This window comes from Pseudomonas yangonensis (assembly GCF_009932725.1).
Taxonomy (GTDB): Bacteria; Pseudomonadota; Gammaproteobacteria; order Pseudomonadales; family Pseudomonadaceae; genus Aquipseudomonas; species Aquipseudomonas yangonensis.
Genome location: NZ_BLJU01000007.1, coordinates 102,690 through 116,940, shown reverse-complemented (window position 1 = coordinate 116,940; position 14,251 = coordinate 102,690). Strand labels below are relative to the sequence as shown.

18 protein-coding genes are annotated in these 14,251 nt (G+C 62.7%); 13 read left to right on the top strand and 5 right to left on the bottom strand.

Annotated features, from left to right (window positions below; translation table 11 throughout):
- Position 1 precedes the first annotated feature (1 nt).
- Entirely contained in the window at positions 2-397 is a 396-nt protein-coding gene (msrB, locus tag GYB81_RS11950; protein ID WP_161865451.1) for a peptide-methionine (R)-S-oxide reductase MsrB, read from the top strand.
- Positions 398-442: 45 nt separating this feature from the next.
- Here the strand turns inward: msrB and GYB81_RS11945 are convergent, their stop codons facing one another.
- Positions 443-622 carry a PA1571 family protein gene (locus tag GYB81_RS11945; protein ID WP_161865452.1) on the bottom strand — a complete coding sequence of 60 codons (180 nt, stop codon included), beginning with the start codon at positions 620-622 and terminating at the stop codon, positions 443-445.
- Positions 623-912: 290 nt separating this feature from the next.
- Between GYB81_RS11945 and GYB81_RS11940 the strand changes: the two genes are divergently transcribed.
- The 5 genes from GYB81_RS11940 to GYB81_RS11920 are packed head-to-tail and all read left to right on the top strand — an operon-like array spanning position 913 to position 5,225.
- Complete coding sequence (locus GYB81_RS11940) at positions 913-2,028, top strand: ATP-NAD kinase family protein (protein WP_161897827.1); 1,116 nt, start codon at positions 913-915, stop codon at positions 2,026-2,028.
- A gap of 9 nt (positions 2,029-2,037) precedes the next feature.
- Positions 2,038-2,628, top strand: a complete 591-nt coding sequence (locus GYB81_RS11935; RefSeq protein ID WP_161865454.1) for a DUF1287 domain-containing protein — start codon at positions 2,038-2,040, stop codon at positions 2,626-2,628.
- On the top strand, positions 2,625-3,059 hold the full coding sequence (locus GYB81_RS11930) for a thiol-disulfide oxidoreductase DCC family protein (protein ID WP_161865455.1): 435 nt from the start codon (positions 2,625-2,627) through the stop codon (positions 3,057-3,059). Before GYB81_RS11935 ends, GYB81_RS11930 begins: the two co-directional genes overlap by 4 nt.
- Positions 3,052-3,459: a DoxX-like family protein gene (locus GYB81_RS11925; RefSeq protein WP_161865456.1), complete on the top strand. Its 408-nt coding sequence runs from the start codon at positions 3,052-3,054 to the stop codon at positions 3,457-3,459. The genes GYB81_RS11930 and GYB81_RS11925 overlap by 8 nt, the downstream gene beginning before the upstream one ends.
- Positions 3,460-3,467: 8 nt before the next feature.
- Positions 3,468-5,225, top strand: coding sequence for an ABC transporter transmembrane domain-containing protein (locus GYB81_RS11920; protein ID WP_161865457.1), 1,758 nt, complete (start codon positions 3,468-3,470; stop codon positions 5,223-5,225).
- Here the strand turns inward: GYB81_RS11920 and rhtA are convergent.
- From rhtA to GYB81_RS11905, 3 genes are all read right to left on the bottom strand, one after another.
- Entirely contained in the window at positions 5,222-6,073 is an 852-nt protein-coding gene (rhtA, locus tag GYB81_RS11915) for a threonine/homoserine exporter RhtA (RefSeq protein WP_161865458.1), read from the bottom strand. The genes GYB81_RS11920 and rhtA overlap by 4 nt on opposite strands.
- A 215-nt stretch (positions 6,074-6,288) precedes the next feature.
- Positions 6,289-6,570 carry a pyrimidine/purine nucleoside phosphorylase gene (ppnP, locus tag GYB81_RS11910; protein ID WP_161865459.1) on the bottom strand — a complete coding sequence of 94 codons (282 nt, stop codon included), beginning with the start codon at positions 6,568-6,570 and terminating at the stop codon, positions 6,289-6,291.
- A gap of 138 nt (positions 6,571-6,708) precedes the next feature.
- Positions 6,709-7,257, bottom strand: a complete 549-nt coding sequence (locus GYB81_RS11905; protein WP_161865460.1) for a 3'-5' exonuclease — start codon at positions 7,255-7,257, stop codon at positions 6,709-6,711.
- Between the two features lie 121 nt (positions 7,258-7,378).
- Between GYB81_RS11905 and GYB81_RS11900 the strand changes: the two genes are divergently transcribed.
- The 3 genes from GYB81_RS11900 (at position 7,379) to GYB81_RS11890 (ending at position 9,242) form a co-directional block, all read left to right on the top strand.
- The gene (locus GYB81_RS11900; protein WP_161865461.1) at positions 7,379-8,251 is read left to right on the top strand and encodes an NAD(P)-dependent oxidoreductase; all 873 of its coding nucleotides are present in this window, start codon (positions 7,379-7,381) and stop codon (positions 8,249-8,251) included.
- Between the two features lie 73 nt (positions 8,252-8,324).
- The gene (locus GYB81_RS11895) at positions 8,325-8,576 is read left to right on the top strand and encodes a YkgJ family cysteine cluster protein (protein ID WP_161865462.1); all 252 of its coding nucleotides are present in this window, start codon (positions 8,325-8,327) and stop codon (positions 8,574-8,576) included.
- Positions 8,577-8,642: 66 nt separating this feature from the next.
- Positions 8,643-9,242, top strand: a complete 600-nt coding sequence (locus GYB81_RS11890; RefSeq protein ID WP_161865463.1) for an START domain-containing protein — start codon at positions 8,643-8,645, stop codon at positions 9,240-9,242.
- Positions 9,243-9,308: 66 nt separating this feature from the next.
- Here the strand turns inward: GYB81_RS11890 and gltA are convergent, their stop codons facing one another.
- Positions 9,309-10,589 (bottom strand): citrate synthase, encoded by a 1,281-nt coding sequence (gene gltA, locus GYB81_RS11885; RefSeq protein WP_161865464.1) that lies wholly within the window; start codon positions 10,587-10,589, stop codon positions 9,309-9,311.
- 362 nt (positions 10,590-10,951) lie between these two features.
- Here gltA and sdhC point away from each other — a divergent pair, with 362 nt between their 5' ends.
- The 4 genes from sdhC to GYB81_RS11865 are packed head-to-tail and all read left to right on the top strand — an operon-like array spanning position 10,952 to position 14,183.
- A complete protein-coding gene (sdhC, locus tag GYB81_RS11880) occupies positions 10,952-11,326 on the top strand; it encodes a succinate dehydrogenase, cytochrome b556 subunit (RefSeq protein WP_161865465.1) in 375 nt (124 codons plus the stop codon).
- Positions 11,320-11,688 carry a succinate dehydrogenase, hydrophobic membrane anchor protein gene (gene sdhD, locus GYB81_RS11875; protein ID WP_024308045.1) on the top strand — a complete coding sequence of 123 codons (369 nt, stop codon included), beginning with the start codon at positions 11,320-11,322 and terminating at the stop codon, positions 11,686-11,688. Before sdhC ends, sdhD begins: the two co-directional genes overlap by 7 nt.
- A gap of 3 nt (positions 11,689-11,691) precedes the next feature.
- Positions 11,692-13,464: a succinate dehydrogenase flavoprotein subunit gene (gene sdhA, locus GYB81_RS11870; protein ID WP_161865466.1), complete on the top strand. Its 1,773-nt coding sequence runs from the start codon at positions 11,692-11,694 to the stop codon at positions 13,462-13,464.
- Between the two features lie 11 nt (positions 13,465-13,475).
- Positions 13,476-14,183 (top strand): succinate dehydrogenase iron-sulfur subunit, encoded by a 708-nt coding sequence (locus GYB81_RS11865; RefSeq protein ID WP_161865467.1) that lies wholly within the window; start codon positions 13,476-13,478, stop codon positions 14,181-14,183.
- The last annotated feature ends 68 nt before the right edge of the window (positions 14,184-14,251 follow it).

The window sequence follows — 14,251 nt, the reverse complement described above, 5'->3', positions numbered from 1 at the left end:
CGTGGATAAAGTCGACAAGTCGTTGGACACCTGGCGTGAAGAGCTGACCGACGAGCAGTTCCATGTCTGTCGTCTCGGAGGAACGGAGCGCCCCTTCACCGGTGCCTACCACGACAGCAAGACGCCCGGCATCTACCACTGCGCCTGCTGTGGCGAAGCCCTGTTCGATTCGGACGCCAAGTACGATTCCGGCAGCGGCTGGCCAAGCTATTTCCAGCCGATCAACGACGAGGTGATCGCCAGCCTCGACGATTACAGCCATGGCCTGCATCGCATCGAGGTCAAATGCGCCAAGTGCGATGCTCATCTGGGGCACGTATTTCCGGATGGCCCGCGCCCGACCGGGCTGCGTTACTGCATCAATTCACTGTCGCTGAAACTGGTGCCGCGCGATTGATTACGGCGGGCGCGCCAGGCACCTTGCGAGCCTGGCGCCCGAGGTTCAGCCCTGCTGGTGCGCGCTCTGGCGGCTTTCTTCCAGGGCGTTGCAGGCTTGCTGGATCATGTCTTCGGTAATGGGCACTTCGCGGCCCTGGCCATCGATGATAAAACCGCCCACCGGCATCTGCGAGTGCTTGACCGGGGTGTTGGGGCATTGGGCGACATTGTCTTGCAAACTCATGGCCTGTCTCCTCATCAGTGATGCGCGCCAGTCTAGGACTGTTAGATGAATGCGCGGTGACAACAAGTAACCTGCTCAAAGTCTGCTGCGCGTCGGCCATGCTGCGTTGAAATCGGGCTCAGAATGCTCATTTACAACTCGTAAACTGCGCTTCTTCGCCCGTTTTCGCCTTGCCTGGCTCTAGCTCGCGATACTTTAAGCAGATTCCATGACGGCGGAACTCCGTCACAAAACACATTGCGAAAGTCGTATTGCAGGCTGCGTGCCAGCCTGTGTGAAACGAGGGATAAATGGCGCGTTTTCGTATCGGTCTGATCATCAATCCACTGGCCGGGCTGGGTGGCCCGGCCGCGTTCAAGGGCAGCGACGGCATGGCCGAGCAGGCGTTGGCCCTGGGCGTCGAGGCAAAAGCCGCACAGCGCACACGCACTGCCCTGGAGCAGCTGCTGGCCCTGCGCGAGCGCATCGAATTCGTCAGCTACCCGGGGGCGATGGGTGGCGAGCTATTGGCGCAGATGGGCTTCGAGCATCGTTTGCTGGGGGAGTTGGGTGAGGGCGCGACCACCGCCGAAGATACCCGCCGCGCGGTACGGCAACTGCAGGATGCCGGCGTGGCACTGATTCTGTTCGCCGGCGGTGACGGTACTGCACGTGATGTCTGTGCAGTGGTGAACGCGTCGCAGCCTGTGCTGGGCATTCCGGCAGGGGTGAAGATTCAGTCCGGCGTCTATGCCATCAGCCCGCGGGCGGCGGGCGAGCTCACCGCTCGCCTGGTCGAGGGCGGCCTGGTGCGTCTGGCCAGCGGCGAGGTGCGCGATATCGACGAGGCGGCGCTGCGCGAGGGGCGTGTCACCGCGCGCTGGTATGGCGAGCTGTGCGTGCCGCAGGAGGGCGGTTATGTGCAGGCGGTCAAGCAGGGGGGGATGGAGTCCGAAGAGCTGGTGCTGGCCGATCTGGCCGCCTGGCTGGAGAGTGAATGGGAACCGGGTGTTCGCTATGTGTTCGGTCCCGGCTCGACTCTGCACGGCCTGGCGCAGAATCTGGGGCTGGAAACTACCTTGCTCGGTGTCGATGTGATCGAGGATGGCCAGGTGATCGCCCAAGACGTCAATGAAGCCCAGCTGTTCGCCCTGGTCGATGAGCACCCGGCTTATCTGTTGGTCACTGCAATCGGCGGTCAGGGCCATATCATCGGCCGCGGCAATCAGCAGATCAGCCCGCGGGTGTTGCGCGCCGTCGGCCTGGAGCGCCTGCGCGTGGTGGCGACCAAGCGCAAGCTGGCAACGCTTGAGGGCCGGCCGCTGCTGGTCGATAGTGGCGAGGTGACGCTGGACGATGCCTTCCCCGATGCCGTGCGGGTCTGGGCAGGTTACAAAGAAGAGTTGCTGTATCCCTTGGCTCGATAGGAGATCGCAATGCGGATGCTGGTTGTACTGCTGGCCTGGGCGCTGGCCCTGGCTGCGCAGGCCATCGAGGCCGACAGGCTGGTGCTGGATGCGCGCAAGCAGGTCGGCGTGACCCTGAGCTATGACCCGGCCTACCGTCAGTTGAGCTATCCGGGCGGCGACGTGCCCATGGCCACCGGCGTGTGCACCGACGTGGTGATCCGCGCGCTGCGCCAGCAGGGGCTGGACCTGCAGGAGGCGGTGCATCGCGACATGCGCGGCAATTTTGCCCTCTACCCGAGAAACTGGGGGCTGAGCCGGCCGGACAGCAATATCGACCACCGTCGTGTGCCCAACCTGATGGCCTGGTTCAAACGTCAGGGCTGGTCGCTGCCGATCAGTCAGGACCCTGCGGCTTACCAGGCTGGCGATATCGTCACCTGGGATCTGGGGCGCGGCCTGACTCATATCGGCATCGTCAGCGATCGTCAGGCGGCAAATGGTGCGCCGCTGATCCTGCACAACATCGGCCGCGGCACGCAGGAGGAAGATATCCTCTTCGCCTACCGCATCACTGGCCATTACCGCCCGCAGGCGCAACAGGCGAGTGCCCTGAGATGACCGAGCCTTCGCTACCACCCGGCCTGTCGGCAGGCGAGCGCGTCGTGCTGTTCGACGGCGTCTGCAAGCTGTGCAACGGCTGGGCGAGGTTCCTCATCCGTCATGATCCCACGCGGCAGTTTCGCCTGGCGTCCGTGCAGTCCGCCCAAGGGCAGGCGTTACTGGCCTGGTACGGGCTGCCGACCGATCGTTTCGACACCATGGCCCTGATCGACGAGGCGGGGCTGCATGTGCGCTCCACGGCGCTGCTGCGCATTCTCTCGCGCTTGCCGCAACCCTGGCGTGCGCTGAGATTGCTGCGCCTGGTGCCCCGGCCACTGCGGGATTGGTGTTATGACCGCATCGCGCTGAATCGCTACCGCCTGTTCGGCCGGCATGTCGTCTGCCTGCTGCCCACGGCCGACCACGCCGAGCGCTTTCTGCATGACTGAACGGCGGCTGGCGCAGATCGCCTGGATTGCTCGGCTGGCATTGGCGGCGGTATTCGTCTGGCATGGTCTGGCACCGAAGATTCTCTGGCTGAGCCCTGACGAGGTGGCGATGATCAGTGCGCACGGCTTGCCCGATCACGCCTTGTTCGCGCCGGAGCTGATCGCCCGTATCGGAGGCATCGCCGAGGTATTGCTGGGCATCGCGCTGCTGACCATTCGCCACCAGCGCTGGCCGTTGCTGGTGGCCGCTACCGTCCTGCTGGTGCTGCTGCTTGATGTTGCGCTGCTGAGCCCCCATCTGTTGATTCAGGCGTTCAATCCGCTGTCCACCAACCTGGCGGCGCTGGCCCTCTGCGCGGTGGCCTGGCTGGCCGAAGCGCCTGCTACCGCCGACTCCTGAGGCCCGTCATGACTTCTCTGCTTTCCTTCCGCCAGCGTGGCGCGATACGCCTGGCCTGGCGCTTTATCGCGCCTTATCGCGGCCGGGTGCTGGGTGCGCTGCTGGCCTTGCTGTTCACGGCGGCGATCACGCTGTCCATGGGCCAGGGCATCAAGCTGCTGGTGGATCAGGGCCTGGCCACGCAATCGCCGGCTGCACTGCGTCAGTCCCTGCTGCTGTTCTTCGTGCTGGTGCTGGCGCTGGCCTTTGGCACCTACACGCGCTTCTATCTGGTGTCGTGGATCGGCGAGCGGGTGGTGGCCGATATTCGCCGGCGGGTGTTCGATCACCTGATCGAGCTGCATCCCGGCTTCTACGAGAGCAATCGCAGCTCGGAGATCCAGTCGCGGTTGACCGCCGATACGACGCTGCTGCAGTCGGTGATCGGCTCGTCGCTGTCGATGGCGCTACGCAACCTGATCATGCTGATCGGCGGCAGCGTGTTGCTGGTGATCACCAACCCGAAACTCAGCGGTATCGTCCTGCTGGCCCTGCCGCTGGTGGTGGCACCAATCCTGCTGTTCGGCCGCCGTGTGCGCGCGCTGTCGCGGCAGAGCCAGGACCGCGTGGCCGATGTCGGCAGCTACGTCGGCGAGGTGCTGGGGCAGATCAAGACGGTGCAGGCCTACAACCACCAGAACGAGGATAAGCGACGCTTTGGCGAGTCCGCCGAGGCCGCTTTCGATGTCGCGCGTAAACGCATCGCTCAGCGTTCCTGGCTGATCACTGTAGTCATCGTGCTGGTGCTCGGGGCGGTGGGCGTCATGCTCTGGGTCGGCGGCATGGACGTGATCGCCGGACGCATTTCCGGCGGCGAGCTGGCGGCCTTCGTGTTCTACAGCCTGATCGTCGGCTCGTCCTTCGGCACCCTGAGCGAGGTGATCGGCGAGCTGCAGCGCGCAGCCGGAGCGGCGGAGCGTATTGGCGAACTGCTGCGCTCCAGCAATGCCATCGTCGCGCCGGAGCAGCCTCAGCATCTGTCGCAGCCGGTGCGTGGGCATATCGAGTTGCAGGGCGTGCGTTTCGCCTATCCGTCGCGGCCCGACAGCTACGCCATCGATGGCATCGACCTGCAGGTGGCGGCCGGTGAAACGCTGGCGCTGGTCGGGCCGTCCGGGGCGGGCAAATCGACGCTGTTTGATCTGCTGCTGCGCTTTTTCGACCCGCAGGCCGGGCGCATCCTCATTGACGGTGTGCCGATCGATCAGCTCGATCCGCGCGAGCTGCGCGCCTGCTTCGCTCTGGTGTCGCAGAATCCGGCGCTGTTCTTCGGTTCGGTCGAGGACAATATTCGCTATGGCCGCCTCGGTGCCACTCGGGCAGAGGTAGAAGCTGCCGCGCGGGCAGCGCATGCCCACGAGTTCATCGAGCGTCTGCCGCAGGGCTATCGGACCCACCTGGGTGAAGCCGGGCTCGGGCTGTCGGGCGGGCAGCGCCAGCGTCTGGCGATTGCCCGGGCATTGCTGGCCGATGCGCCGATCCTGCTGCTCGACGAGGCCACCAGCGCCCTGGATGCCGAGAGCGAACACCTGATCCAGCAGGCACTGCCGTCGCTGATGGCCGGGCGCACCACCCTGGTGATCGCCCATCGTCTGGCCACGGTGAAACAGGCGGACCGCATCGCCGTGGTCGAACAGGGGCGCCTGGCGGCCATTGGCAGCCATGCCGAGCTGATCGAAAGCAGTTCGCTTTATGCGCGCCTGGCGGAGCTGCAGTTCGGCAACTAGCGCTTGGGTCTGATGGTGGCGGCAGCGCCGGCCGAGGCGACGATGATCGCGCCGACGGCCAGCCACTGGCCCCAGAGCAGCTTCTCGCCGAGAAAAGCCAGGCCGCACATGGCCGCGATTGCCGGCTCCAGGCTCATCAGAACGCTGAAGGTGCGCGCTGGCAGGCGCGTCAGAGCCACCATCTCCAGGCTGTAGGGCAGGGCTGAGGACAGCACTGCGACGCCTAAGGCAATGGGCAGCAGGTCGAGGCTGAGCAGATCGCCGCCTGCGTGCCAGGCGCCGATGGGCAGCACCAGCAACGCGGCGACCCAGGTACCCAGCGCGACGGTATGGCGGCCATGCTGGGCGCCAGCTTTCTGCCCGAAGATGATGTATAGCGCCCAGCAAACGCCTGCGCCAAGGGCCAGAGCCGCGCCGAGTGGATCGATGGCGCTCTGCGTGGCGCCAGTTGGCAGGAGCATCCACAGGCCGATGACGGCCAGGATCACCCAGACGAAATCCAGCAGGCGGCGCGAGGAAAACAGCGCCAGGGCCAGCGGGCCAGTGAATTCCAGTGCTACGGCGATACCCAGCGGGATGCTCTGCAATGACATGTAGAACAGCAGATTCATGCCGCCCAGCGCCAGGCCGTAGGCAAGCAATGACTGGCACTTGCGCAGGTCCAGCCTGGCGCGCCAGGGCTGCATCACCAGCGACAGAATGATTGCCCCTAGCACCAGGCGCAGGGTGGTCGTGCCTTCGGCGCCGACTATCGGGAACAGGTTCTTGGCCAGCGACGCGCCGCTCTGGATCGAAACCATGGCCACCACGAGCAGCGCGATGGGGGCGAGAAGGGCGGAGCGTGGCATGGGCGGGTGTCCTGATGGTGATCAAAGAAAAAACCGGCCGCTGGGGCCGGTTCTTGAAACGCTTTGCGGCTGCCAGGCCTTTGAAAAAACGTAGGCGAGGCAGGCAAGACAAGGCAAAAACGACCGAAAAAGCGGAGTTTATGAGCTGTAAATGAGCATTTTGAGGTCGTTTTTAACGCGGGATTGCCAACGCAGGTAGTTTTTTAAACGGCCTGTTAGCGGTATTCGCAGAGGTAGGCGGTATCAACGGCCACCTTGAGCTGGAACTTGCTGTTGGCCTCGACGGTGAACTTGCTGCCGGCCTCATAGGTGTTCCAGCTGTCGCTGCCCGGCAGTTTCACGGTCAGGGCACCGGCCACTACATGCATGACTTCCAGCTGGCTGGTGCCGAACTCGTATTCGCCCGGGGCCATCACGCCGATGGTAGCGGGGCCTTCGGCCATGGCGAAGCCGATGGATTTGACGGTGCCGTCGAAGTACTCGTTGACCTTGAACATCTGCGATTCCTCAGAGGGGGGTGAATAGTTTGCCGGGAGCCGTTCGTAACACCGCCTTGCGACGGGACGAAGAGTGGCTGCCATAAGTGGCGGGCCATAAAAGGGTCGCCAGTATGCCCAAGCGGCTTTTCTTCGTCATCAGTCTTTGAGCGGCAGCACCAGCGGCAGCAGGCGCGCGGTATTACGGGCGTCCTCGAGGGCTCGGTGCTGTTGCCCCTGAAACTGCATGCCGGCCAGCTGCAGTGCGCTGTGCAGGCCGACCGGGCGTTGCAGTTGGCGGGCCTTGGCGAATGCCTGTTTCAGATTCAGATGGGGCACGTCAGCCAGCAGGCTGTGCACGTGATGCCGGCGCCATTCCTGCTCCAGCTGGCGGCGGTCGTAGTCGCCCCAACTGCTCCAGCCGACCAGGCGCGGTGCGTGCTGCGTCAGCCAGCGCTCGAACTGGGTCCAGACCTGTGGCATTGGCGCGGCGCTGTCGATATCGGCCTGGGTGATGTGGGTGAGCTCGCGGCAGAAGTCTGTCAGGCATGGGCGCCGCTGTGGTTTGACGAAGCGCTGAAAGTGATCACGCTCGTGGCCGTCAGCGCCGACCAGGCTGGCACCGATCTCGATGATTTCCATTTCTTCCATCGGCCAGCCACCTTCGTCGGTTGTGGCTTCCAGGTCGATGACCAACCAATGTCCCATTGGCGCTCCTAATCGTTCGCAAGGCCTCGCTCGGGGCCGATTGGCAGGCAGTATGGAAGGCCTTTCCGGCCAGGGCAAACGTCGTGTTAGGCTCTGCGGCCTATGTCCGCAGGAGGTTGTTATGGCAAAGGTCGCATTTATCGGCTTGGGCGTTATGGGATATCCGATGGCCGGGCATCTTGCCCGCAAGGGGCATCAGGTGACGGTCTACAACCGTTCGCCGGGCAAGGCCGAGCAGTGGGTGGCGGAATATGCCGGCAGCAGCGCGCCGACCCCGCGCGAGGCGGCGGCAGGTGCCGAGCTGGTGATGTGTTGCGTCGGCAACGATGACGACCTGCGCAGCGTGATTCTGGGTGAGCAGGGCGCCTTTGCCGGTATGGCCCCGGGCGCCATTCTGGTCGATCACACCACCGCTTCGGCCGATGTGGCGCGCGAGCTGGCGGCGGTCGCGGTCGAGCGTGGTCTGGGGTTTCTCGATGCGCCGGTGTCCGGTGGCCAGGCTGGTGCGGTCAATGGCGCGCTGACCGTGATGGTCGGTGGCGAGCAGCAAGCCTATGCAGTGGCAGAGCCGGTGATCCAGTGCTATGCACGGATGATGCGGCTGATGGGGCCGGCTGGCAGCGGCCAGCTGAGCAAGATGGTCAACCAGATCTGCATCGCCGGCCTGGTGCAGGGGTTGGCCGAGGCCTTGAACTTCGCCCAGTGCGCGGGCCTCGATGGCCATGCGGTAGTCGATGTGATCAGCAAGGGTGCTGCGCAGTCGTGGCAGATGGAGAACCGCTACAAGACCATGCTGGCTGGCGAGTTCGACTTCGGCTTCGCAGTCGACTGGATGCGCAAGGACCTTTCCATCGTGCTCGAGGAGTCGCGTCGCAATGGCGCGCAGCTGCCGGTGACGGCGCTGGTCGATCAGTTCTATGCCGACGTTCAGGGCATGGGTGGCGGCCGCTGGGATACCTCCAGTCTGGTGGCGCGTCTGCAGCGTAACCGCTGATCGCAAAAGGCCTCGACGGACGGCGCGCGCCTCATTAGGATCGCCGCCGTTCGTTTGTAGTCGAGGTCGTTTCATGGAGTGTCGTGCCGGTTGCGGTGCCTGCTGCATCGCGCCTTCCATCAGCTCGCCGATTCCAGGTATGCCCAATGGCAAGCCGGCTGGCGTGCGCTGCATTCACCTCAATGCCGAGTTTCTCTGCGCCATTTTCGGTCGCCCGGAGCGTCCCGCGGTCTGCTCCGGGTTCAAGGCCGAGGCTGAGCTGTGTGCCGACGGACGTGAAAGCGCCATTCGCCTGCTGGGTTGGCTGGAGCAGGCCACTGCCTGAGGATCTGAACCGTTTGCGACCCGTTTGGGTCGAATCGCAAACAGTCCCACCGGGAGTTGCTTGAAGATGATGCGTTATTCCGTTCTGGCCATGCTGTTGTGTGCGACTGCTGCCCAGGCTGCCGAAAGGCAGTGGCAGCTGGAGCGTGAAGAGGAGGGCGTCAGCGTGTATCTGGCTGACGTACCGGGTTCGAAATACAAGGCTTACCGCGGTGTGGTGACGATCAGTGGCGATCTGGCTGCCGTGCAGGCTGCGCAGGAGGATGTCGAGGGTTCCTGCGCCTGGATCTTCAGTTGTCAGCAACAGCGCCTGCTGGAAACCAAAGGCGATGTGAGCGAGCTGTACACCCGCTTCGAAATGCCCTGGCCGGTGAAAGCGCGTGATTCGGTGATTCAGGTGACGACTCGAACCGATGCCGATGGCAGTGTTACCCGGCTGCTCAAGGCGGTGCCGGATCGCCTGCCGGAGGAAAAGGATTTCGTGCGCGTGCAGCGCGTCGATGGGCAGTGGCACCTGAAACCTTTGGATGGTGGCAAGGTGGAGGTGACGTACGAGGTGCATACCGAGCCGGGCGGCAGCGTACCGTCGTGGCTGGCCAACAGTTTCGTCGTCGATGCGCCGCTGCAGACGCTGCAGGGTTTGCGGGCGAAAGTGGAAAAGCGCTGAAGCACGAGTTCTTCGCCAAATAAAAAAGGCTGCCAGATTGGCAGCCTTTTTTGTCTCGCGGCGCTATCAGTCGCGGTCGGCGGGCAGGTCGCGCTGCTCGTAACCGGTGTACAGCTGGCGCGGACGGCCGATCTTGTACGGGCCGGAGAGCATTTCCTTCCAGTGCGAGATCCAGCCCACGGTGCGTGCCAGGGCGAAAATCACGGTGAACATCGAGGTCGGAATGCCGATGGCCTTGAGGATGATGCCCGAGTAGAAGTCCACGTTCGGGTAGAGGTTGCGCTCCTTGAAGTAAGGATCGTTACGCGCGATCTCTTCCAGCTTCATCGCCAGTTCCAGCTGCGGATCGTTGATGCCCAGCTCGGCCAGGACTTCGTCGCAGGTCTGCTTCATGACCTTGGCGCGCGGGTCGAAGTTCTTGTACACGCGGTGGCCGAAGCCCATCAGCTTGAACGGATCGTCCTTGTCCTTGGCCTTGGCCACGAACTTGTCGATATTGTCCACGCTGCCGATCTCGTCGAGCATGGTCAGCACCGCTTCGTTGGCGCCGCCGTGTGCCGGGCCCCACAGCGCGGCGATGCCGGCAGCGATACAGGCGAACGGGTTGGCGCCCGAGGAGCCTGCCAGGCGCACGGTAGAGGTGGAAGCGTTCTGCTCGTGGTCGGCATGGAGGATGAAGATCTTGTCCATCGCCTTGGCCAGCACTGGGCTGATCGGTTTGATCTCGCACGGGGTGTTGAACATCATGTGCAGGAAGTTTTCCGCGTAATTCAGGTCGTTGCGCGGGTACATCATGGGCTGGCCCATGGAGTACTTGTAGGTCATGGCGGCGATGGTCGGCATCTTGGCCACCAGGCGCATGGCCGATACTTCGCGGTGCTGCGGATTCTTGATGTCCAGCGAGTCATGGTAGAAGGCGGACAGGGCGCCGACTACACCACACATGATGGCCATCGGGTGGGCATCACGACGGAAGCCGTTGAAAAAGGTCTTCAGTTGCTCGTGAACCATGGTGTGGTTCTTGATGGTGCTGACGAACTTGGCCTTTTCTTCCTTGCTCGGCAGTTCGCCGTTGAGCAGCAGGTAGCAGGTTTCCAGGTAGTCGGACTTCTCGGCGAGCTGCTCGATGGGGTAGCCGCGGTGCAGCAGGACCCCTTTGTCGCCGTCGATGTAGGTGATCTTCGACTCGCAGGAGGCGGTCGACATGAAACCAGGATCAAAGGTGAACCGACCCGTGGCGGTCAGGCTCCGCACATCTATTACTTCGGGACCAACAGTGCCGGTCAGAACGGGCAGTTCGACGGGGGCATTGCCCTCGATGATCAACTGCGCTTTTTTGTCAGCCATATGTGGCCTCCTAGTTATGCTTGAAATCATCAGACAGCCCCCCACGCAGGGCCCGCACCACTATAGTGGGATAAATCCGAAAGTCAATTTGCGAGAACCCTGACAGTAGAAGGGTTTGCGCGGGGTTTTCAGCGAAAAAAGGCCGCTATTTACGCCATTTGTTTAAAGGCTGCAATGCGCTTTTTGGGGTAGGGCATTGCATTGTCATTAGTCTGCTAACTGTCTATACTCTGCGCCCGACCGCCAGGGGCTTTGCGGCCATATCATGGCGGTCGTCACTCCTTGGGTGATGGGTACCTGACCAGTGCACTTCCCAACAACTTTGCCCTGATAGTTAGGGGCTCTCAGTGTGATAAAAAGCCGTGAATAGCCAACGACCTGTAAACCTAGACCTTAGGACTATCAAGCTCCCAGTCACCGCTTACACCTCCATTCTTCACCGTATCTCCGGTGTCATCCTCTTTGTCGGTATCGCCATTTTGCTGTTCGGCCTCGACAAGTCGCTGACCTCCGAAGAGGGCTTCGCCCAGGTGAAAGAATGCCTGGCCAGTCCGCTGGCCAAGTTCGTGATCTGGGGTCTTCTGTCCGCTCTGCTGTATCACCTGGTGGCCGGCGTGCGCCACTTGATCATGGACATGGGCATCGGCGAGACGCTGGAAGGCGGCAAGCTGGGCTCGAAAATCGTCATCGCCGTTGCGGCGGTCGTGATCGTGCTGCTGGGGGTGTGGATATGGTAACTAATGTCACGAATTTCTCGCGTTCGGGCCTCTATGACTGGATGGCGCAACGCGTTTCTGCGGTCGTTCTCGCGGCTTATACGCTGTTCTTGCTGGGCTATGTGATCTGCAATCCGGGCATGGGCTACGCCGAATGGCATGGTCTGTTCTCGCATACCGCAATGCGCATTTTCAGTCTGCTGGCGCTGGTTGCACTGAGTGTGCACGCCTGGGTCGGCATGTGGACCATTTCCACCGACTACCTGACGCCGATGGCGCTGGGCAAGTGGGCGACTGGTGTGCGTTTCCTGTTCCAGGCCGTGTGTGGCATCGCCATGTTCGCGATGTTCGTCTGGGGCGTGCAGATTCTGTGGGGTTTCTGATTCATGGCTAGCATTCGTACTCTTTCCTATGACGCCATCATCGTGGGTGGCGGCGGCGCCGGCATGCGTGCTGCTCTGCAGCTGGCTCAGGGCGGTCACAAGACTGCCGTAGTTACCAAGGTGTTCCCGACTCGTTCGCACACCGTCTCCGCTCAGGGTGGCATTACCTGCGCCATCGCCTCGGCCGACCCGAACGATGATTGGCGCTGGCACATGTACGATACCGTCAAGGGCTCCGATTACATCGGTGACCAGGACGCTATCGAATACATGTGCTCCGTCGGCCCGGAAGCCGTGTTCGAGCTCGAGCACATGGGTCTGCCGTTCTCCCGTACCGAGCAGGGCCGCATCTATCAGCGTCCGTTCGGTGGTCAGTCCAAGGGGCCGGACAATCCGACCCAGGCTGCCCGTACCTGCGCTGCCGCCGACCGTACCGGTCACGCGCTGCTGCACACCCTGTACCAGGCCAACCTGAAGGCCGGCACCTCGTTCCTCAACGAGTGGTACGCCGTTGACCTGGTGAAGAACCAGGACGGCGCCATCGTCGGTATCATCGCCATCTGCATCGAGACTGGCGAAACCGTCTACATCCGCTCCAAGGCCGTGGTTCTGGCCACTGGCGGTGCCGGTCGTATCTATGCCTCCACCACCAACGCCCTGATCAACACCGGTGACGGCGTGGGCATGGCCCTGCGTGCCGGTGTGCCGGTGCAGGACATCGAAATGTGGCAGTTCCACCCGACCGGTATCGCCGGCGCCGGTGTACTGGTTACCGAAGGCTGCCGTGGTGAGGGTGGTTACCTGATCAACGCCCATGGCGAACGCTTCATGGAGCGTTACGCGCCGAACGCCAAGGACCTCGCCGGTCGTGACGTGGTCGCCCGTTCCATGGTCAAGGAAGTGATCGCCGGCAACGGCTGTGGCCCGAACAAGGATCACGTGCTGCTCAAGCTCGATCACCTCGGTGAAGAAGTGCTGCACAGCCGCCTGCCGGGCATCTGCGAACTGTCCAAGACCTTCGCCCACGTCGACCCTGTGGTCGCGCCGGTTCCGGTCATCCCGACCTGCCACTACATGATGGGCGGCGTTGCCACCAACATTCACGGCCAGGCCATCACTCAGGACGCCAACGGCAACGACAAGATCATCGAAGGTCTGTTCGCCGTGGGTGAAGTCGCCTGCGTATCGGTGCACGGTGCCAACCGTCTGGGCGGCAACTCGCTGCTGGACCTGGTGGTGTTCGGCCGCGCTGCCGGTCTGCACCTGGAAAAAGCGCTCAAGGAAGGTGTCGAGGTGCGTGGCGCCAGCGAGACCGACATCGAGCAGTCGCTGGCCCGCCTGGCCGGCGTCAACGAGCGCAGCACTGGCGAAGAAGTCGCGCCGCTCAAGCGCGAGCTGCAACAGTGCATGCAGAACTACTTCGGTGTATTCCGTACCGGCGAATACATGCAGAAGGGCATCCAACAACTGGCCGACCTGCGCGAGCGTATCGCCAAGGTGAAAATCTCCGACAAGAGCCAGGCGTTCAACACTGCGCGTATCGAAGCGCTGGAACTGCAAAACCTGCTCGAAGTCGCCGAAGCGACCGCGGTTGCGGCCGAGGCTCGTAAAGAGTCCCGTGGCGCCCACGCTCGTGAAGACTTCGAAGAGCGCGATGATCAGAACTGGCTGTGCCACTCCCTGTACTTCCCGGGCGAGAAGCGCGTAGCCAAGCGTGACGTGAACTTCGCGCCGAAGACCGTTCCGGCATTTGAACCCAAGGTTCGGACTTATTAAGGGTGACTGATATGTTGCAAGTCAGTGTTTATCGCTACAACCCGGAGAAGGACGCTGCTCCGTTCATGCAGGACTTCCAGATCGACACCAACGGCAAGGACATCATGGTCCTGGACGTGCTGGCGCTGATCAAGGAACAGGATGAAGGCTTCTCCTATCGTCGCTCCTGCCGTGAGGGCGTTTGCGGCTCCGACGGTATGAACATCAACGGCAAGAACGGTCTGGCCTGCATCACCCCGCTGTCCGCAGCTGGGCTGAAAGGCGGCAAGCTGGTAATCCGTCCGCTGCCGGGTCTGCCGGTTATTCGTGACCTGGTCGTTGACATGAGCATCTTCTACAAGCAGTACGAGAAGGTGCAGCCGTTCCTGCAGAACGACACGCCGGCACCGGCCATCGAGCGCCTGCAGTCGCCGGAAGAGCGCGAGAAGCTCGACGGTCTGTACGAGTGCATTCTGTGCGCTTGCTGCTCGACCAGCTGCCCGTCGTTCTGGTGGAATCCGGACAAGTTCCTCGGTCCCGCTGCGCTGCTGCAGGCCTATCGTTTCCTGGCCGACAGCCGTGACACCAAGACCGCCGAACGTCTGGCATCGCTGGACGATCCGTTCAGCGTGTTCCGCTGCCGCGGCATCATGAACTGCGTGAACGTGTGCCCCAAGGGTCTGAACCCGACCAAGGCCATCGGTCACGTGCGTAACATGCTGCTGCAGAGCGGTACCTGATTCGCGACTTGCTATACCTGTAACACCTGCGAGTCCGGCTTCGGTCGGCCTCGCAGTAAAGCCAGAGC

Excerpts from the sequence above, each read along its gene's own strand:
- GYB81_RS11895 (WP_161865462.1), top strand. The coding sequence starts at position 8,325 with ATGGAGTGTCGTGCCGGTTGCGGTGCCTGCTGCATCGCGCCTTCCATC.
- ppnP (WP_161865459.1), bottom strand. The coding sequence starts at position 6,570 with ATGTTCAAGGTCAACGAGTACTTCGACGGCACCGTCAAATCCATCGGC.
- GYB81_RS11890 (WP_161865463.1), top strand. The coding sequence starts at position 8,643 with ATGATGCGTTATTCCGTTCTGGCCATGCTGTTGTGTGCGACTGCTGCC.
- GYB81_RS11945 (WP_161865452.1), bottom strand. The coding sequence starts at position 622 with ATGAGTTTGCAAGACAATGTCGCCCAATGCCCCAACACCCCGGTCAAG.
- gltA (WP_161865464.1), bottom strand. The coding sequence starts at position 10,589 with ATGGCTGACAAAAAAGCGCAGTTGATCATCGAGGGCAATGCCCCCGTC.
- GYB81_RS11920 (WP_161865457.1), top strand. The coding sequence starts at position 3,468 with ATGACTTCTCTGCTTTCCTTCCGCCAGCGTGGCGCGATACGCCTGGCC.
- sdhA (WP_161865466.1), top strand. The coding sequence starts at position 11,692 with ATGGCTAGCATTCGTACTCTTTCCTATGACGCCATCATCGTGGGTGGC.
- GYB81_RS11930 (WP_161865455.1), top strand. The coding sequence starts at position 2,625 with ATGACCGAGCCTTCGCTACCACCCGGCCTGTCGGCAGGCGAGCGCGTC.
- GYB81_RS11905 (WP_161865460.1), bottom strand. The coding sequence starts at position 7,257 with ATGGGACATTGGTTGGTCATCGACCTGGAAGCCACAACCGACGAAGGT.
- GYB81_RS11940 (WP_161897827.1), top strand. The coding sequence starts at position 913 with ATGGCGCGTTTTCGTATCGGTCTGATCATCAATCCACTGGCCGGGCTG.
- GYB81_RS11935 (WP_161865454.1), top strand. The coding sequence starts at position 2,038 with ATGCGGATGCTGGTTGTACTGCTGGCCTGGGCGCTGGCCCTGGCTGCG.
- GYB81_RS11925 (WP_161865456.1), top strand. The coding sequence starts at position 3,052 with ATGACTGAACGGCGGCTGGCGCAGATCGCCTGGATTGCTCGGCTGGCA.
- rhtA (WP_161865458.1), bottom strand. The coding sequence starts at position 6,073 with ATGCCACGCTCCGCCCTTCTCGCCCCCATCGCGCTGCTCGTGGTGGCC.
- sdhD (WP_024308045.1), top strand. The coding sequence starts at position 11,320 with ATGGTAACTAATGTCACGAATTTCTCGCGTTCGGGCCTCTATGACTGG.
- GYB81_RS11865 (WP_161865467.1), top strand. The coding sequence starts at position 13,476 with ATGTTGCAAGTCAGTGTTTATCGCTACAACCCGGAGAAGGACGCTGCT.
- GYB81_RS11900 (WP_161865461.1), top strand. The coding sequence starts at position 7,379 with ATGGCAAAGGTCGCATTTATCGGCTTGGGCGTTATGGGATATCCGATG.